Here is a 17553-nt window from a genome sequence, read left to right as displayed (position 1 = left end):
GGGACGGTCTGGCGCTGCGGACAGCCCTAGGAGATCCCGCGGTCGCGCATCAGGTTTTTCAGCGAGCGGTCGTAGGTCTTCTCGCCGGCCGGCGTGAACATGCAGCCAGTGGCCTCGCCCCGCTCGCGGTGATAGGCGACGCACTGGCAGCAGTTGCCGCGCGATTTGCAGCCTTCGTAGGTGCAGCGGCAGTTGTCCCCGGTTCGCGTACAGGTCATGACAGACTCCTTTGCTTGGATCTTTTAAATGATTTTGTTCAGGGGGTATTCGATGATCCCCTGCGCACCCAGCTTGATCAGATCGGGCACGATCCGGCGGACATCCTTCTCCGACAGCACGCTCTCGATGGAAAGCCAGTCCGAATTGTACAGGTGCGACACGGTCGGGTTGTTCAGGCTGGGCAGCACCCGGGTGATCGCCTCGACCCGGTCGGAGGGTGCGTTCATCTTGAGGCCGACCATGCCCTCGGCCTGCAGTGAAGCCTTGAGCAGCGTGGCGATCTGATCGATCTTGGCCCGCTTCCAGGGATCTTCCCACGAGGCGCGGTTGGCGATCAGCACCGGCACCGACTCCATCAGGTCGCACACGATCCGCAGACCGTTGGCCTTGATGGTAGAGCCGGTCTCGGTTACCTCGACGATGGCGTCGCACAGGCCGTCCACCACCTTGGCCTCGGTGGCCCCCCAGGAGAACTCCACGGTGACCGGAATGCCCCGCTCGGCAAAGTAGCGCTTGGTGAAACCGACCAGTTCGGTGGAGATGGTGGCCCCGCGCAGATCCTCCGGCCCCTTGACCGGCGAGTCCGCAGCAACCACCAGCACCCAGCGGGCCGGACGGCGCGAGACCTTGGAATAGACCATCTCGCAGACTTCGACCACATCGGACTCGTTCTCGCGTACCCAGTCGCGCCCGGCGATGCCGGCATCGATGGTGGCGCGCTCGACGTACTTGCCCATCTCCTGCGGCCGGATCAGCTTGCAGTTCATCTCTGCGTCGTCGATGCCGGGGAAATAGCTGCGAGAGGAGATGCTGACCTGCCAGCCGGCTTTCCTGAACAGCTCGACGGTGGCGTTTTCCAAGCTGCCTTTGGGAATACCGAAGTTCAATACATTGCTCATGGAATAGGCCCTTTCTGAGAAGCTTGAACACAGAGGACACGGAGGTACGCGGAGAAAATCAAATTTTTAATCACATCAGGAGTTTTTTGCATCTCGACCACTTATCCGGTGATCGATTTCCTCCTTTTTTCCCTCCGTGTCCTCCGTGATAAGATTATGACTTTTTGTAGACCTGGTCCGGATCGAAGAGCGGGTTGCTGTGCTCCACCCACTGGCCATCCTCCCACCTGACGTAGAAGCAGCTGCGGTTGCCGGTATGGCAGGCGGCCGGACCGTTCTGCTTGACCTTGATCACCACGGTGTCGGCGTCGCAGTCGGTCAGCACCTCGACCACATCCTGGGTATTGCCGGACTCCTCACCCTTCATCCAGTACTTGTTGCGGCTGCGGCTGAAGAACCAGGTCTTGCCGTCCTTCAGCGTCAGGTCCAGGGTCTTTTTGTCCATGAAAGCCACCATCAGCACTTCGCCGCTGGCATGATCCTGGATCACCGCCGGAATCAGCCCCCCCATTTTTTCGAAATCGATTTCGATCACCGTGGTCTCCTTGCCGGAAAGGTTATGAAGGAGAAAGTATAGGGGGTAGAACCCCAAAAAGCAAGGCCTGTGCGGGCTTCAGGCCTGCGCCTCCCTCAGGTGTTTTTCGTAGAGCGCACGGTTGGCCTTGAGCATTTCGGGGATCTGCAATTCGTAGGGGCAGCGTTCGACGCAGGCGCCGCATTCGTTGCAAAGCGGTACGCTTTCCATTGGTTTTTGGGAGAATTGCACGGCAACGGCCGGCGACATCCGTGATGCCACGATCGGATACCCCATGGCCGGCGTGATCATGACCCCCCGGGGGCAGGGTTGGCAATACTCGCAACGGCGACAGAAGCTCTTGCCCAGCATGCCGCGATACTGCTCCATGGCCTCCCGGTCCTGTCCGGTGACCACATTGGGCCGGGCGTAAAAGGAAAGCACCTCGTCCACCTGCGCAATGGATTCAAAACCGGGAATCGGGATCGCATCGGGGTGCTCCCGCAGGTATTTGAAGGCCACGGCCGCATTGTCGATCGCCCCGCCCCCGAAGGGCTTCATGACGATAAAGCCCATGCCCCTGTCCCGGGCCGCACCGATCAGTTCATCCTTGGCCCCCTCTTCGATGAGGTTGAAGGGGAATTGTATCGTATCGAACAGACCGCTGTTCACCAAGGTAAGCGCCATCTGCAGATTATGGGACGTCACACCCACGTGCCGGACCTTGCCCTCCGCCTTGGCCTTCATGACCGCTTCGAGCGCGCCCGAGGGTCCCATCACCTCCTGCCAGTCTTTCTCCTGGGCGATCTGGTGGAGCTGATACAGGTCGAGGTGGTCAGTCCGCAACATCCGCAGACTGTTTTCCAGATGCATCGTCGCCCCTTCCGCCCCGCGCAGCAGCGTTTTTGTGGCAAGGACCACCTTGTCGCGCATGCCGGCAAAGGCGGCTCCGATCTTCTCTTCGCTGTCACGATAGGCGTTGGCCGTATCGAAGAAGGTGATCCCGCGGTCAAAGGCGTGCCGGAGCACCGCTACGGCATCATCTGTGGACAAACGGATAATGGGGATGCAGCCGAATCCGACTTCCGAAACGGCCAGGCCGGTTCTGCCGAGGGTCACGTATCTCATGGGACGTCTCCTGTTTGTGTTATGTGTATGTGCGCCAGAGGTCTACGGCTATGCGTACCCAGGATATACATCATGTGGATGGGAAGGGGAAGGATGCAAAATTGAAAAGTCATGCGCGCATGATGGGTTTCACTGAAAGGGAGCAAGCCATTTCAGAAACAAAACAGTACGGTAGCCCCGGCAACAATGGTACTTACCCATCAACGAAAAAGCCCTCCAGGCGCGAATGGCTTGGAGGGCTTTTTTTATGAGTGGTGGCAGTGCAGGGATTCGAACCCCGGACCTAGCGAATATGAGTCGCTTGCTCTAACCAGCTGAGCTACACTGCCAAATCGGATAAATCTTTGAATGTGCCTCTTTTGGCGACCAAAGAGGGGGTGATTCGCTCGGGTCAATCTCCAAAAGAAGATTTAGACAGATAAACCATCTCACCATCAGTGTCAAGCTAAAAACGGATTCAGACCGAATATTGTCAAAGCCGGAGATTCGGGTTACAGTTCCCCACGGAGGTTTTGGGGACTTGAGCAGCAACAATCCGAATAGCGGAAAGCACGTGCTCCGCAGGCTCCTGCTGAAAAGCACGGTTGCCATTCTGGTCACCTGTGCCGTACTGTTCTTCTGCCTGAAATTCTTCCTGGCCACTCCCCTGGCGGCCAGATGGTTGTCCGGACTGCTGACTGATCGGCTGAACCAGCAGGTCACCGTTGCGGGTGTGGAGCCGACAGCGGGGGCCATCATTCTTCGTGGGGTGGCGCTGGCCAATCCATCCGGATTCCCGGCCGGCAATCTGGTGTCTGCCCGTTCGATCACCATAGCGCCTGAATGGAGTGCGCTGCTGCTCGGGAAGCCGGATTTCCGGACGATCGCGCTGGAAGGGATCCGGCTGGATCTGCGCAAAGACAGTGCCGGCACCTGGAATTTCGCTCAGCTGCAACGGGCGCTGACAGGCACGAAGACCGCAGGCGGCCACGAGCTGTTCATCCGCCAGCTCACGATCAGCGACGGCTCACTCATGGTTGAGGGGCAAGGCGCCAGCAGTATCGGGCTGCAGCTTCGTAACCTGTCCAGCAAGGGCTCCGGCAGTTCCGGGATCGAACTCGGCTTCGAGGACCATGACCACGGCCGTTACAGGCTGACCGGCACGGTCCGTGGCGGAAAAGAGCCGGCTTTTGACTTGAACCTGTCCTCCTCCCCCCTCTCGGTCGCAGGGGTGACGCAGTTGCTGGGACTGAAGGGATTCTCGGCTGTGGCCGACGGAAAAGGGGAACTCCGGCTGAAAGCGGGGCTACGCCAGGGACTCCTGAACATCGGCGGATCCCTGGCGTTCAGAAAGATCACCATGACCGGGGACCGGCAGACAGCGCCGCTGACCGGCAGACTGGACCTGTCGGGCAGCTATGATCTCCATACCGACAGATTGCGGCTGGAAGACCTCTCCCTGCAGATCGACCGGTTTCTGCAGCTCAGGGCACGGGGAACCGTACAGCGTCTCCGCACCGAACGCGAATTCAGCGCGGCCGTGGCGTTGGAGCAAGCCGATCTCGCAGCGCTGGCGCAGGTGATGCCCCTGTTCCGGCGCCAACGACTGGATCTCAGCGGAAAGCTCTCCACAACCGAGCTGAGGATCGCAGGGAATAGCCAAGGGCTCACCTCTCTTCAGGGCAGCCTGCTGCTGCGCAACGGCGGACTGTCACACGACAGACGCAACCTTGTCGACAGCTTGACCGTCACGCTCCGGGTCTCGAACGATGGGGACGGTTTTCTCGCCCAAGGGGGACTGAGCGTGTCTGACCGCCAGGGTACGGCGCTGCTGGAGGCACTGGAGGCGCCCGTTTCCGTCAGGCTGTCCCGTCGACTGCAGCCGCTGGCCGCGGGGAGCGACAACCTGTCGGCACGGTTGGCAGGCGCCCCCGTCCGCGGCCGGTTGGCATTCGACACAGCGACACGGGAACGTTTCGGCGTAGCGCTGTCGATGCCGCCCACGGCGGTGGCAACCCTCAATCCGTTGCTGGAGCGATCGGGCCTACGATTCGCTGCCGGAACGGCCAGAGCATCGCTACAGGCCGCCGGCGCTGATCTTCGGGATCTCCATGGTCGGATGCGGGTACAGCTGGAAGCCGTGCAGGGAGAACGCGGCAGCCAACGTTTCACCGTCACGACCGGCACGGCCGATGCCGACCTGACCCGGGATAGCGGACACCTGGCGGTAGACGGCAACATGCGAATGGCCGGCCTGATTCTGGGCGGCCGGCAGGGGGAGGCAGACTTTGCCTACCGCTATGCAGACGGCTCGCTGGTCCTGTCCAATGGCAGATTCCGGGCCGACGAGACGACACTCGCTATCGCCCGCCTGGCCGCCCGACTTCCGGCGCCGCAACCGGAGGGGGGGGCCGTGCGCTACCCTCTGACCATCGAACTGACCGGCGGCAGGGCCACCCATGGTGCGCTGGCGCTGGAAGGGCTGAACGGAACGCTTGCAGGGGCCTTCCTGGCCGGTTCCGACGGACCGTGGCTGGAAGGGAAGCTCGATCTGACGGCCGGACAGGTGGCCTGGCAGGGCATGCCGATGGCCGCCCCTGTTATCCGCTGCACCTTGGGCCGTTCGGGCGCTACGGCGGCGCTGGGTGGTACCCTACTGGACGGGGAACTCAAAGGGGAGATCGGCTTTCAGCCCTTTGCCCCGGCCGACAGCTCCCATTTCAACCTGACGCTCCGACAGGCAAAGATGTCCATGATCGCTGGATTAGTGCCCAAAGACTGGGGCGTCGTGCCGAGCGGAGGGATCGTCGACGGGACCTGGAGCGGCAGCTACACGGGTGGCAAGGGGCTCGACAGCCGGTTCGTTCTCGGTGCAGGGGGCCTGACCATCACTGGGAGCGGCGGCAGGACCGTGGTCGCCAATGCCGGCATCGAGCTGACCGGCAACACCAAAGGGCAGCGACTGGAACTGGAGCGGGCGCTGGCAACTGCCGGTGAGACGCTCCGTCTGCAGGCGGGCGGAGTGCTGACAGACCCGCTTTCCCGGCAGCGGCAGGGGCGTTTTTTCTTCTCAATGCCCCGGACTCTGCTGACCGGCATCATCGATCCCTTTGCCAATGTTCTGCCGCGCATCCTGCAGGAGGCCGAGGCAGAGGGCTGGATCGCCGCAGACGGCACCCTGGAGCTGCATGACGGCCGGCCGGCGCTGAATGGAGCGCTGCACCTGAATGGCGTCCGCCTGGCAGCACCGGCCCAAAAGGTGAGTGTAACCGGTGTGGAGGGCACCCTGCCCTTTTCCCTGGAGCCGGCAGGAGGTGCCGCCGGCAAGCCGACCGGTAATCCCGATTTTTCCCGGGAAAATTATTCCCGGCTCCTGGCGGGCCTGCGTGCAACTCCCCCGGCCCAGGGCGTACGGATCGCCAGGATCACTGCCGGCGCCCTGGCGATGGATAACGTGGAACTTTCCACTTCATCTGCAGGAGGGCTGGTCAGGGTCGATCTTTTGGGGGCTTCTTTCTACGGCGGAAGTATCCTGGGCAGAGGCATGCTGGCAATGGATCGTGGACTGACCTACCGGGGCGATTTTCTGATCAACGGCTTCAGCCTGAAACGGCTCTGCAGGGAGTTTCCCGGCATCGACGGCTATATCTCCGGCCTGGTGGACGGCATCGTCGGCCTGAGCGGCAAGGGGAGCGACAAGGCAGCCTGGACCGGCTTCCTCCATCTCTGGGCACGGGAGGAGGGTGACGAACGGATGCTGATCAGCAAGGAATTCCTTCAGCGTTTGTCAGGACAAAAGCTGAGCGGCTTCTTCTTTCGCGACGACCGGCCGTATGACCGGGCCGAAATCAGAGCCAGCCTGAAGGAAGGCTTTCTGTCATTCGATGCGCTCGATATCCTGCATACCAACCTGCTGGGGGTGAAAGACCTGAATGTGGGAATCGCGCCTGCCCAGAACAGGATCGCCCTGGACCATCTCTTCACCACGATCGGTGAGGCCGCGACCCGCGGACGCGCATCCATGGGGGGACAACCCGTGGCCGGAGAGAACAAGCCGGACGAGACGCCGCCGGAGACAGGGTTCACATGGCAGGAATGAAGCAAAGGGTAATGACGAAATGTGTCCCGCAAAGCGCTGAGACCCAGCAGCTGGGAGTTGCCGCAGCGGTTTCGGGGCACGAAAATTCCACGGAGGTAGCAATGAAGACAAGACTCATGAAGTGGCTGGTGGTGTGGTTATGCGGCCTGTTTGCCGCGTGTGCGGTCATCACGGTCAATGTTTATTTCCCCGAGAAGGCAGCCAAGGAAGCCTACAAGTCGCTGGACGACATGCTCCTGAAAGAGGGGAGCGCAAAACCACGGGCCGGAGAGAACCAGACCGGGCACGAGCAGGCGGCGCCGGCCCCCAAACCGCAGAGCGGCCTTTTCCGGGAGCTGGGCTCCTTCTCGCTGGTTTCCGTGGCATCCGCCGCTGAGAGCGAGGCCGATACGCTGGCAATCGAAATGGCCGACATGCCCGAGGTGAACAAGGCCTATGCCGAGATGAGCCAGAGGCTGCCCCGGCTTACGGCGCTCTTTGACAGCGGGGCTGTCGGCCTTACCAATCAGGGGCTGGTCACGGTGCGGGACAAGTCGAAACTCTCCGCAGCGGACGAAGGAATGATCGCTGCCGAGAACCAGAGCCGCAAGACGCTGGTGGGCAGCATGGCCAAGGCTATCCTGAAGCTGGGAAAACAGAAGGAAAGCAAAGGGGCGCTGGATCAGGTGATGGGCAAGGCTGCCGCAACCTATGCCGAAACGCGGCGCGATGCGGCCAGACCGGGGTGGTGGATGCAGCTTCAGAACGGACGGTGGGTCCAGAAGTAATCCGACCGGAAGTGATTTGAAAAGCGGGGGGCCTACTGCTCCAGCGTCGCGATCAGTTCCGGCACCGCCTTGCGCATCACCGCCTGAAGGGTCTCCTGCAGGATGGACTTGGCCAACAAGTCGCGGTCCTTGATATTGGTGTCGCTGTAACGGGTTTCATAGGTGACCTTTTTCAGCAGCTGCCCCCCTTTGGATACTTCCAGCGTCATCACTATCCGGCAGGTTGCCTTGAGCCCCACGGAGCTCTCATCCTGGTCAACCGTGACTTCGGAACGGGACAGAAAGACCTCTTTCACCGGCGCTGCCGCACGGACGGTTGTCGGAATGACGGCGTAGCCCGCCCTCTTCAGCTCCTGACTGAGGGCATTCTGCAGCAACTGGGCAGGCGACAGGGGGCTGTAGATTTCATCGATCTTGTTGCCGTCGTCATTCTTGACATCGCCGAGCACCCATTTGACGCTTCCGGCCGAAAGCTGCTGGTCGGCCGGAATGGCGATATACAGATCGCCCGAACCTCCACGTACGGAAAGCACCGGCTCGTATATCAGGGCGACATTGCGGGCATAACTCGCACACCCTGAAACGAACAGCACCACCAGCAGCACGACGCCGAAAAGTCTGATCCGCATATGCTTTTTGCCTCCGGAACGATACTATGTGGGGGAAATCCGGCTGTTACGGATGTGCACCGCCGGACTACGCTCAACTATACCACCGAAATTGCACGCATCAATCAGTCGGGGGCATATGAGAGGGAAACGGGGAAAGAATCGGCCTTCAATCGGAAATGCGGCCGGGTTTTCTGGCGCAGGTGCCGCCGGCGCATTGTGACACCAGTTCCTGCAGATGTTTGACCAGGGCGCGGGCCCGCTCCAGTTCGGCCGCAGTCCGTTCCAGTTCCGCTGCCATCCAGCGGCGGTCCTCCTGCCCCTGCACGGGGCTATCGATCAGTACCAGGCGGCATTCCCTGCCCGACACCGACATGGCAGCCTCGATCCTCACGGGAAGCCGTTCCCCCCCTCCTGTAACCAGCCGGACATTCGCCGCCCCCCTGCCGGTCGGCTGCAGCACCACCCTCAGCAGCTCACAGAGTTCATCGCGGGTCTCTTCAGTGACAAATCCCTCAAAGCAGGAACCAGTCAGATTGAAACGTTTGAACCCGAGCAGGCGGCAGGCAGTGGCGTTTGCGTTGATTATGGTCCAGTTGCTGTCCAACGTTACAAAACCGACCGGGGCGGAGTCGTAGAAATCGAGGTGTTCCGTCAGGATCTCATCCACGAATGCCCTTGAACGCCGGACCTCCTCGCTCTGCATCTCCAGTTCGATCTGCCGCAGTTGGAGTTCGTGCAACAGGAGTTGCAGGTCCTCCTCCTGATAACGGTCATCCCTGCGCTTTCCCGACCGGTGCAGCCGCTCCTCGGCCTTACGTCTCAAAGAGCCGGCATCTTCGGAACCCATTATGGTGGTATTCATAATGCCCCCAAGCATCCTCTCTCTGCAGGTCGCGGTTCTGGTCGGGCATGACAAAAAAAGCCCTTCTCAGGAGGCTGGAAGGGCGTGAAAGCAAAGTGCCCTCTTTTCGACAACCCGGCTGTCCAGCACGCTGGACCCGTGGCTTTGCGTCCCCAGGTTACCCTGAGTTTGCCTTTTACAGAGAGAGATTCCGTTTTTTCTAAAATATACTGCCCTTTTTCATAGTGTCAATTACGTTTTCCATAAGAATAAAAGGGCAGCGTTCCGTTTCTTTCTTCGTCACACCCTGTGCCTGTGACCGGTCTCACATACATGCGAGGCGGACGCCCTTATCATCGGAACACATGAACGTTCTGCTGACCATCAAATCACTGTACGCGGTCAACGGCATCATCGCCTCACTGCTCTACCTGCCGCAGATCATCAGGGCCTGGAGGGACCACAGCCATGGAGGGACGTTGTCGCCGGTCACCTTCGGCGGCTGGTGCATCGGTTCGCTGATCACCGCCCTCTACGCCTGGGTAGTGACCAAGGATGGCATGTTCACGGCGGTCAGCTTGGGCAACATGGCAGGCTCCGGTACAATTTTTCTGCTGGTCACCCTCAGAAGGATTAACAGACTGTTGAAATTCCAAGGTTGTTCAAAAATGGGCAGATCGTCGCACCCGCAGGAAGCCCCGCGGAGGCGTAGTACCCCGCAGGGCATAAACCACAAAGGGGCTTTCGAGGACGGCGGCGAGATGTCCGTTTTTCAACAACCTTTTAAACATGCCTACCGGCAGGGGACGAAACGGACCGTGGCGCGAGTTTCGCTCAGCAGCTCCTGCAAGGAAGCCAGCACATAGTCGATCTCTTCCTCGCTGGTGCCGGTCCCCAGGGAAAAGCGCACCGAGCAATGCGCCTGCTCGGGGGTGAGCCCCATGGCGAGCAGGGCGTGGGACGGCTCGGGATTGCCCGATTTGCAGGCCGAGCCCGAAGAAAAGGCGATCCCCTTACGATCCAGGGAGAGCACCAGCGATTCTCCCCGGATCTCCGGCAGGGTCATGTTCAGTGTCGTGCACAGGCGCTCCAGCGCCGGACCGTTTCTGTGCGCACCTGGTACCAAACGGCAGATGCCCGTCTCCAGCCGATCGCGCAGGGCAGCCATCCGGTCTCCTTCCCCGCCATGCAGGCGGCGGAGGGCCAGCTCCACCGCACGGCCGAACCCCACGATACCGGGAACGTTCTCGGTTCCCGCCCGCAGGCCGCGCTCCTGCCCCCCTCCCCTGATCAACGGCTCCAGTGGCAGATCCTTGCGCAAGTACAGCGCTCCCACCCCTTTCGGTCCGTGCAGCTTGTGGGCCGACACTGCCAGCGTATCCACCCCCAGTTCCTCGACGTCGATCGGCAGCTTGCCAAAAGCCTGCACCGCATCGGTATGGAAGAAGGCCCCTGCCTGGTGTGCGAGCCGGGCCAGTTCGCGCACCGGCTGCACAGCCCCGGTTTCGTTGTTGGCCAGCATCACCGACACCAGCAGCGTCTCGGGACGCAATGCCCCGGCCAGGCTGGCCGGCTGCACCACCCCCTCGCGATCGACGGGCAACAGGGTCAGTTCGAACCCCTCAGCCTCCAGCGACCGGCAGGGGGCCAGCACGGCCGGATGCTCGATGCTGCTGACGATCAGGTGCCGGCGGGAACCGTCCGAAGCGCGGGCCAGGCCGAGAATGGCCAGATTGTCGGCCTCCGACCCGCCGCCGGTAAAGATCACGCGGCGGGCGGTGCAGTTCAGGGCCTGGGCCACCATCCTGCGCGCCCCTTCCAGAGCAGTGCGGGCCCTGTTGCCGGTGCCATGGATGCTGGAGGGGTTTCCGCAGGCCTCCCCCAGAAACGGCAGCATCGCCTCCAGCACCTCCGTTGCCACCGGTGTGGTGGCATTGTGGTCCAGGTAGACCTGGCGCGCCGGCTCGACCGCAGCCACGATTTCGGATGACACGGACCAGCCCTCATCGCCGCACCTGCCGGTTGATGTCTTCTGCCCGCGCTCCGCTGCAGGGCTTGCGGAATCCTGCACCTCCCCTTTTTCTACCTGGCACAGCAGGGTCTTGTAGATCGGAAACCCCGAAATAGGATCGAAGCGGGCCAAGTCGGTCAGATCGTTCACATTGCATCCCTGCCACTCGGCCGAACCGAGCGGGCCGCCTCCTCCCATGGCTGCATCCACCGCCCCCTGGACGATCTCCCCGGTCGGCCGCGCCGTAAAAAGCGCCCTGCCCCGAGCCGTCTTCACCCAGACCATGTCCCCATCGGCTATGCCGCGCGCCGCTGCGTCGGCGCTGTTGATGGTCAGTGTCGGGCCCGGATGCCCCTGGGCCAGCTCGGCCAGGCCATGATGCTGGCTGCGAAAATCGTACATGGTCCGGGCGCCGGAATTGAACACCAGCGGATAGCGGCGGGCCAGCTCCGGATTTGCCAGTGGTCCTTCGGCCGGCTCGGTATAGACCGGCAAAGGGTCGTAACCGTGCTCTGCCAGGAGCGACGAGGCGATCTCGAAGCGGCCGCTGGGGGTATCGAACCCCGCCTTGCTATCCGGCCTCAAAAGCCCCTTTTCCCATTTCTTATATTGCATCATCACCGTCGGGACCCGCGCCTCTCCGCCGGATGCGCGCACCTGTTCCAAGGTGAAGCCGCTGCCCTCCAGGGCAAAACGCAGCAGCTCCTCTTCGCTCTGGGGGTAGAGGTGCCCGTATCCCAGACGCCGGGCCAGTTCCGCCAGAATCAGGAAGTCGTTGCGCGCTTCTCCCTGGGGCGCCACCAGTTGCTCCCGGATCTTGAAGAGTGGGCCGAAGCGCATGTAGGAGGTGGTTTCGTAGCCGGTAGCGGCGGGCAGCACGATGTCGGCATAGGCCGAGTCGGCGGTGTGATAGCGGTTGATGGTCACCATGAAGTCGAGGGCTGCAAAGGTTCTGCGCCACAGCTCCGGTTCCGGCCAGGCAGTGATGATCGATCCTCCCAGCACAGTCAGGGCGCGGATCGGATAGGGCCGGCCGTGGAGCACGGCGTCGGGCAGCGCGATGGCATGCGATTCACCGCGATAGGCGCTGTAGACCGGGAAGCGGTCCCGCCCGAGCGCCTTTTTGACGTCCGGGTTGGGGATCAGTCCGCTGCGGTTCTGGGGAAAGACGTTCTGCTTCATCCGGAACAGGAGCCCTCCCGGCACGTCCAGCTGCCCTGCCAGGGCCCACAGGGTAAAGACAGCGCGGATGGCCTGCACGCCGCTGTCCGAATATTCCAGGCCGGTATACATGACCGGGCAGGCCCCGCGCGCGGAAGCGATCCGCCGGGCCAGGTCCCGCACCGCTTCCTGTGGCACGCCGGTAATCTGCTGCACCGCCTCGGGTCGGTAGTGCTGCACGTACTGCCGCAGCTCCTCGAAGCCTGTGGTCCAGGAGCGTACGAATTGCTCGTCATAGAGTTCCTCCTCGATCAGCACGTTGATCATGCCCAGGGCCAGGGCTCCGTCAGTGCCGGGGCGCAGCGGAATCCACTCCGCCCCCGACTCGCGGGCCGTTTCGGCCCGGCGCGGATCGATCGCCACTACCTGGGCTCCCCGCCGGCGCGCCTGCAGGATCTGCCGATGAGCCAGCGGCGGAGAGTCGGTGGCCGGGTTGGCCCCCCACAGGACGATCAGCCCGGCCTGTTCCAGGTCGGTCTCCATGGTGATCAGCATCTCCCCCATGGTTACATGGGGCGCGATCATGGCAAAGGAGACATAGCACAACGCCCCTACCCCCAGCGTATTGGGGGAACCGAAGGGGAACAGGACACTGGAGGCCGAAGAAACGGCCACACCGGCAGGCTGGAACAGGTCGCACAGGGCCATGTCGAAGCCCCCCCGGCCGGTATAGATGGCCACTGCCTCCGGGCCGTGTGCTTTTTTGATCCCTTCCAGTCGTTCTGCAATGATCTCAAAGGCCCGGTCCCAGGTGATCCGTTCGAAATCGTAGTTCCCCTTGGGTCCTTTACGCCGCAGCGGATAGAGCAGCCGGTCCGGGTCATGGACCAGCTGCGGCGATGTGCGGCCGATGCGGCAGATCATCCCCAGAGGGTGGTCCTGCTGCGGCTCCACCTGTACCAGATGGCCATTTTCGAGGGTAACGGTGACGAAACAGCCGGCAGGACATATACCGCACATCCCGTGGCGCACTTCGGGGATCGGAGCCGGCATCAAGCGGTACCTCCGGCCCTGAGCGGCACCCGTCGCGCCAGCACCAGCGCGAACCAGCCCTGATCGTCGATGAACACGTCTTCCGTGGCAAAGCCGAATGCCTCCAACTGGGGGACAAAGCGGTCGATGCGGAATTTACGGCTGATTTCGGTGCGCACCGTTTCCCCCCGGCTGACCCGGAAGGTTTCTTCCAGCTGCCTGATGCGAATGGCCTGCGGACTCGTGAACAGCGCCTTGATTTCCACCTGCTCCTTATCAGGGTTGTAGCGGGCGTCATGCTGCACCGCTGAGAGATCGATGCCACTGCCCAGTTCCCGGTTCATCCTGGCGAAGAGATTGCGGGTGAATTCTCCGGTGACTCCGGCTGCATCGTTATAGGCGGCCTCGATTATCGGCGCCTCCTTGACCAGGTCAAGTCCGACCAGGAAAAAATCGCCCGGCGACAGTGCCGCGGAGAGGCCTTCCAGGAACGCGGTGTTCTCCAGGGGGGTGAAGTTTCCGATCGTGCTGCCCAGAAACATGACCAGCACCGGGAAAAGCTCCCTGAAAAGCGGAAATGCACCGGGATATTCGGTATTGACACCGATTACCTGGACGTCCGGATGGGTGACTGAAATGGTGCGGCAAGCGCTCCACAGGGCGCTTTCGCTGACATCCACCGGCACGTAGCGCACCGGCCGGCCACGTGCCAACCAGGCGCGCAGCAGGTGTTCGGTCTTGACCGAATAGCCCGAACCGAGCTCCACCAAGGTCACCGGCCCGGTAATCTCCCGGATCCGTTTGGCCGAAGCCGCCAGAATTTCCGTTTCAGTGCGGGTCAGGTAATACTCCGGCTGGACGGTGATCCGCTCGAACAGCGCGCTGCCCTGTTCGTCGTACAGAAAACGACATTCCAGGCGGCGCGGACTGGAAGCGAATCCGGCAGCGGTAGACAATGCGAAATCGAGCACAGGATCGGTAGGGGCTGCTCCTCTCAGAATGGTTGCACCAACCCCCAGGGCCGCTTCACGAAAACTCATGCAGATGGTGGTGGTCTGGGCAGAGCGTGCGTCCACAGGCACTCCTTTCCTCCGGTCTTGCCCGGCATGGCGACGGTCGTAACGATATGAGTAACAAGTCTATCGCACCAACCGCTGCCGTCGATCCCTCCCCTGGCCGATTCTGCCATCGGAGGGAGACGAAGCCGGAGCAGCGCCTTCGGGGAAACTCCCTCACGGTGTTCATCCTGACGTCCCCGCCATCCGCCTCCCCGGCATCGGGGTGAGCCGTCAAACGGTTTGACAAGGCCGGTTTGCGAGTTACTTTTTTAATCAGAAGGCATACACCACGACACGACAGACGCCGGCTTGCGCCGGCCCGGAGGAGACTGTATGCACACACGGAACTGGATTCTGGTGATAATCGGTATGCTTGTATTCGGCAGCATCGCGTCTCTCGGCTTTGCGGCCGGCGGGGACATGGCAGCGGCGGACAAGAAGTTCATCAAGGAAGCGGCCAGCGGAGGCATGCTGGAGGTTCAGCTCGGCGAGATCGCCCAGACCAAGGCACAATCGCAGCAGGTCAAGGATTTCGGCTCAAAGATGGTCACGGATCATGGCAAGGCCAATGATGAATTGAAACAGCTTGCCCAGCAGAAGCAGATAGACCTGCCGAGCAGGCTGGAATCCAAGCACAAGTCGATGCTGGACAAACTGCAGAAGCTCTCGGGTGCCGATTTCGACAAGCAGTACATGAAAATGATGGTCAAGGACCATGTCAAGGACGTCAAGGATTTCAAGGATGCCACCCAGAAGGTCAAGGATCCCGATCTGAAGGCCTGGGCCGGGAAGACCCTGCCCGTGCTCGAACAGCATCTGCAACTGGCCAGGGACACTGCCGCCAAGGTGGGGGCCGAGACAGGCAAAGCCGGCGGCAAAGGCATGTAGAACATTCTGACCGGCAAACAACAGGAAGGTCGTCCTCCGCACGTTGGGCGACCTTTTGCACAGGTGGAACCATCTTCAAGAGATGAAGGAGCGGATCATGGAACAGGCGATGTTTTGCAGGCAGTGCGAGCAGGCTGCCCAAGGCAAGGGATGCGAGACAATAGGGGTCTGCGGGAAGGACCCGCAGGTGTCAGCCCTGCTGGACCTGATGATACATGGTCTCCAGGGGATTGCCGTCTATGCCCACCAGGCGCGCGAGCTGGGGGCAAAAGACCGCGGGATCGACCGCTTCATGCTGGACGGCCTCTTTACCCGGGTCACCAACGTCAACTTTGACGTCGAAGACATTGTCCGGCGTCTGAAGCGCTGTTACCAGGTAAAGGAGCAGGCCCGCGACATGCTCGCAAAAGCGCAGCGCCAGGCATCCGCGCAATCTGCGCCGGGATATGCCGCCGCACCCCAGAACTGGGTCCCGGCCGGCGACATTCCGGGACTCGTAGCGCAGGGAAAAAGCTGCGGCGTCAGGACCTGGCATCAGGATGCCGATACACTTTCCACCATCGAAATCCTTATCTACGGCTTGATGGGGATGGGCGCCTTTGCCTGGCATGCCATGGAGATGGAAAAAGAGGATGATGAAATATATGCCTTCATTCACCGTGCCCTGGCCGCCACTGCCGATCCCTCCCGGACGCTGCAGGATTTCGTGGCCCTGTCCCTGGAGTGCGGCAAGGTCAATCTTCGGACAATGGAGCTGCTCTACGACGGCCACGCCGAGCGCTACTCCCCTCCGCAGCCGATGAAGGTCAGCCTCGGGACCAGGAAGGGCAAGGGAATTGTGGTGTCGGGACACGACCTGCCGATGCTGGAGGAGATCCTCAAACAGAGCGAGGGCAAGGGGATCAATGTCTATACCCATGGGGAAATGCTGCCGGCCAACGGCTATCCCGGACTGCGGAAATATCCCCACTTCGCCGGCAATTTCGGCGGGGCCTGGCAGAATCAGACCCGCGAACTGCCCGATTTCTCCGGCGCGATCATCTTCAACACCAACTGCATTCAGCGTCCGGATCCATCCTACACCGACCGTCTCTTCACCTGGGGGGAAACCTCCTGGCCGGGCATCCCGCACCTGGAGGGCTACGACTTCTCTCCCCTGATAGAAAAGGCGCTGCAACTGCCTGACCTGCCGGAGAAACAGGGGCAGGAAATTATGGTAGGCTTCGGCCACGAGGCGGTCACTGCCGTGGCTCCTCAGGTGGTTGAAGCGGTCAAGAGCGGAGCCATCCGGCACTTCTTCCTGATCGGCGGATGCGACGGCGCCAAACCGGGCAGGAATTACTTCACCGACCTGGCCCAGCAAGTGCCCAAGGACTGCATGATCCTGACTCTGGCCTGCGGCAAGAACCGCTTCAACCGGCTGGAATTCGGAGACATCGGGGGCATTCCGCGGCTGCTCGACGTCGGGCAGTGCAATGACGCCTATTCGGCGGTCCGCATTGCCTTGGCCCTGGCCAATGCCTTCAATTGCGGGGTAAACGACCTGCCGCTGTCCATGATCCTTTCCTGGTATGAGCAGAAGGCGCACGTGATCCTGCTGACGCTCCTGCACCTTGGTATCAGGAACATCAAACTGGGCCCCACCCTGCCGGCCTATGTCTCGCCGGGGGTGCTGGATTTCCTCGTGCAGAATTACAATCTGGGTCCGATTACGAGCCCTGGCCAGGATCTGAGCCAGGCTTTGGGGGCAACTGCCGCAGGATAGGCGGGCGGGAATATCCCGAAACGTCAAGGGCTGCGCATTTTGGTGCGCAGCCCTTGTACGTTCCGGTAGATCCTTTATCGGTTACCTGCCGCATCCCCGGCAACCGCCGTGCGCCATCATCATTTTCCTCATCTCCTGAAACTGCTCATCGGTCAGGGTGAGCCGGAGGTCTTTCACCGATTTGAGCATATCGAGGCGATGACTGGTCTTCAGATCCGAAATTTTCTGGACAGCGGCCATGGCCCGCTTCATGTCGAAATCCCGGACCTCCAGGATTTCCTTCAGATCCATTTCAGCCAGCTTCCAATCCGCCTTGAAACGGATCTGCTTTTTCTTCATCTCACGATGAATGGCATTGATTTTCCTGACCTGCTCGGGATTGAGCCCCAGGTCATCGGCATGCTCCAGGCACATCTCCATCATGTCTCCTCCCATGCCGTCCATGGGACCGACCTGTTCCATGTGCCCCTGCCCCGGCGCATGTTCCTTACCGGGGGAGCCGTGCATCTGTGCGAAAGCCGGCAGCGCAAGCACCAGGGCAAACAAAACTGCAAGTATGGTTTTCATTATGATTCCTCCCG

Annotated in this window: 14 protein-coding genes, 1 tRNA gene and 1 riboswitch; of the genes, 5 read left to right on the top strand and 10 right to left on the bottom strand. The window is 61.4% G+C overall.

Features of this window, described 5'->3' with window-relative positions; translation table 11 throughout:
* Positions 1 to 26: 26 nt before the first annotated feature.
* From GSVR_RS05160 to GSVR_RS05140, 5 genes are all read right to left on the bottom strand, one after another.
* Positions 27 to 218 (bottom strand): hypothetical protein, encoded by a 192-nt coding sequence (locus GSVR_RS05160; protein ID WP_173201496.1) that lies wholly within the window; start codon positions 216 to 218, stop codon positions 27 to 29.
* A 24-nt stretch (positions 219 to 242) separates the two neighbouring features.
* Positions 243 to 1118 (bottom strand): ATP phosphoribosyltransferase, encoded by an 876-nt coding sequence (gene hisG, locus GSVR_RS05155; protein WP_173201498.1) that lies wholly within the window; start codon positions 1116 to 1118, stop codon positions 243 to 245.
* A 154-nt stretch (positions 1119 to 1272) separates the two neighbouring features.
* Positions 1273 to 1653 (bottom strand): phosphoribosyl-AMP cyclohydrolase, encoded by a 381-nt coding sequence (hisI, locus tag GSVR_RS05150; RefSeq protein ID WP_173201499.1) that lies wholly within the window; start codon positions 1651 to 1653, stop codon positions 1273 to 1275.
* Between the two features lie 78 nt (positions 1654 to 1731).
* Complete coding sequence (locus GSVR_RS05145; RefSeq protein ID WP_173201501.1) at positions 1732 to 2760, bottom strand: aldo/keto reductase; 1029 nt, start codon at positions 2758 to 2760, stop codon at positions 1732 to 1734.
* 252 nt (positions 2761 to 3012) lie between these two features.
* A tRNA-Met gene (locus GSVR_RS05140) sits at positions 3013 to 3089 on the bottom strand.
* Positions 3090 to 3313: 224 nt separating this feature from the next.
* Between GSVR_RS05140 and GSVR_RS05135 the strand changes: the two genes are divergently transcribed.
* Entirely contained in the window at positions 3314 to 6838 is a 3525-nt protein-coding gene (locus tag GSVR_RS05135) for an AsmA family protein (RefSeq protein WP_173201503.1), read from the top strand.
* 101 nt (positions 6839 to 6939) lie between these two features.
* The gene (locus GSVR_RS05130) at positions 6940 to 7605 is read left to right on the top strand and encodes a DUF1318 domain-containing protein (protein WP_173201505.1); all 666 of its coding nucleotides are present in this window, start codon (positions 6940 to 6942) and stop codon (positions 7603 to 7605) included.
* Between the two features lie 32 nt (positions 7606 to 7637).
* Here the strand turns inward: GSVR_RS05130 and GSVR_RS05125 are convergent, their stop codons facing one another.
* Positions 7638 to 8234 carry a hypothetical protein gene (locus GSVR_RS05125; protein WP_173201507.1) on the bottom strand — a complete coding sequence of 199 codons (597 nt, stop codon included), beginning with the start codon at positions 8232 to 8234 and terminating at the stop codon, positions 7638 to 7640.
* A 148-nt stretch (positions 8235 to 8382) separates the two neighbouring features.
* Positions 8383 to 9078: a PAS domain S-box protein gene (locus tag GSVR_RS05120; RefSeq protein WP_173201509.1), complete on the bottom strand. Its 696-nt coding sequence runs from the start codon at positions 9076 to 9078 to the stop codon at positions 8383 to 8385.
* A 105-nt stretch (positions 9079 to 9183) separates the two neighbouring features.
* Positions 9184 to 9261, bottom strand: a riboswitch (cyclic di-GMP riboswitch).
* Positions 9262 to 9422: 161 nt separating this feature from the next.
* On the opposite strand from GSVR_RS05120, the gene GSVR_RS05115 reads away from it, so the two are divergent.
* A complete protein-coding gene (locus GSVR_RS05115; RefSeq protein WP_173201511.1) occupies positions 9423 to 9923 on the top strand; it encodes a PQ-loop repeat-containing protein in 501 nt (166 codons plus the stop codon).
* Here GSVR_RS05115 and GSVR_RS05110 read toward each other — a convergent pair.
* Together GSVR_RS05110 and egtD are read right to left on the bottom strand one after the other, a co-directional pair.
* A complete protein-coding gene (locus GSVR_RS05110; RefSeq protein WP_173201513.1) occupies positions 9851 to 13282 on the bottom strand; it encodes an IscS subfamily cysteine desulfurase in 3432 nt (1143 codons plus the stop codon). The genes GSVR_RS05115 and GSVR_RS05110 overlap by 73 nt on opposite strands.
* Positions 13282 to 14337: an L-histidine N(alpha)-methyltransferase gene (egtD, locus tag GSVR_RS05105; protein WP_239077459.1), complete on the bottom strand. Its 1056-nt coding sequence runs from the start codon at positions 14335 to 14337 to the stop codon at positions 13282 to 13284. The genes GSVR_RS05110 and egtD overlap by 1 nt, the downstream gene beginning before the upstream one ends.
* A gap of 315 nt (positions 14338 to 14652) precedes the next feature.
* On the opposite strand from egtD, the gene GSVR_RS05100 reads away from it, so the two are divergent.
* Together GSVR_RS05100 and hcp are read left to right on the top strand one after the other, a co-directional pair.
* Positions 14653 to 15207, top strand: coding sequence for a DUF4142 domain-containing protein (locus tag GSVR_RS05100; protein WP_173201515.1), 555 nt, complete (start codon positions 14653 to 14655; stop codon positions 15205 to 15207).
* A gap of 97 nt (positions 15208 to 15304) precedes the next feature.
* Positions 15305 to 16972: a hydroxylamine reductase gene (gene hcp, locus GSVR_RS05095; RefSeq protein WP_173201517.1), complete on the top strand. Its 1668-nt coding sequence runs from the start codon at positions 15305 to 15307 to the stop codon at positions 16970 to 16972.
* An 81-nt stretch (positions 16973 to 17053) separates the two neighbouring features.
* Here hcp and GSVR_RS05090 read toward each other — a convergent pair whose 3' ends face one another.
* The gene (locus GSVR_RS05090) at positions 17054 to 17539 is read right to left on the bottom strand and encodes a Spy/CpxP family protein refolding chaperone (protein ID WP_173201519.1); all 486 of its coding nucleotides are present in this window, start codon (positions 17537 to 17539) and stop codon (positions 17054 to 17056) included.
* Between the last annotated feature and the right edge of the window lie 14 nt (positions 17540 to 17553).

Source organism: Geobacter sp. SVR, from assembly GCF_016865365.1.
Taxonomy (GTDB): Bacteria; Desulfobacterota; Desulfuromonadia; order Geobacterales; family Pseudopelobacteraceae; genus Pelotalea.
The sequence above is the reverse complement of the archived record's forward strand: the minus strand, read 5'-3'. Positions and strand labels throughout refer to the sequence as shown.

Coding starts and splice junctions, on each gene's coding strand:
- GSVR_RS05100 (WP_173201515.1), top strand. CDS start 14,653: ATGCACACACGGAACTGGATTCTGGTGATAATCGGTATGCTTGTATTC.
- GSVR_RS05120 (WP_173201509.1), bottom strand. CDS start 9,078: ATGAATACCACCATAATGGGTTCCGAAGATGCCGGCTCTTTGAGACGT.
- hcp (WP_173201517.1), top strand. CDS start 15,305: ATGGAACAGGCGATGTTTTGCAGGCAGTGCGAGCAGGCTGCCCAAGGC.
- GSVR_RS05145 (WP_173201501.1), bottom strand. CDS start 2,760: ATGAGATACGTGACCCTCGGCAGAACCGGCCTGGCCGTTTCGGAAGTC.
- GSVR_RS05115 (WP_173201511.1), top strand. CDS start 9,423: ATGAACGTTCTGCTGACCATCAAATCACTGTACGCGGTCAACGGCATC.
- GSVR_RS05160 (WP_173201496.1), bottom strand. CDS start 218: ATGACCTGTACGCGAACCGGGGACAACTGCCGCTGCACCTACGAAGGC.
- GSVR_RS05130 (WP_173201505.1), top strand. CDS start 6,940: ATGAAGACAAGACTCATGAAGTGGCTGGTGGTGTGGTTATGCGGCCTG.
- GSVR_RS05110 (WP_173201513.1), bottom strand. CDS start 13,282: ATGCCGGCTCCGATCCCCGAAGTGCGCCACGGGATGTGCGGTATATGT.
- hisG (WP_173201498.1), bottom strand. CDS start 1,118: ATGAGCAATGTATTGAACTTCGGTATTCCCAAAGGCAGCTTGGAAAAC.
- GSVR_RS05125 (WP_173201507.1), bottom strand. CDS start 8,234: ATGCGGATCAGACTTTTCGGCGTCGTGCTGCTGGTGGTGCTGTTCGTT.
- GSVR_RS05090 (WP_173201519.1), bottom strand. CDS start 17,539: ATGAAAACCATACTTGCAGTTTTGTTTGCCCTGGTGCTTGCGCTGCCG.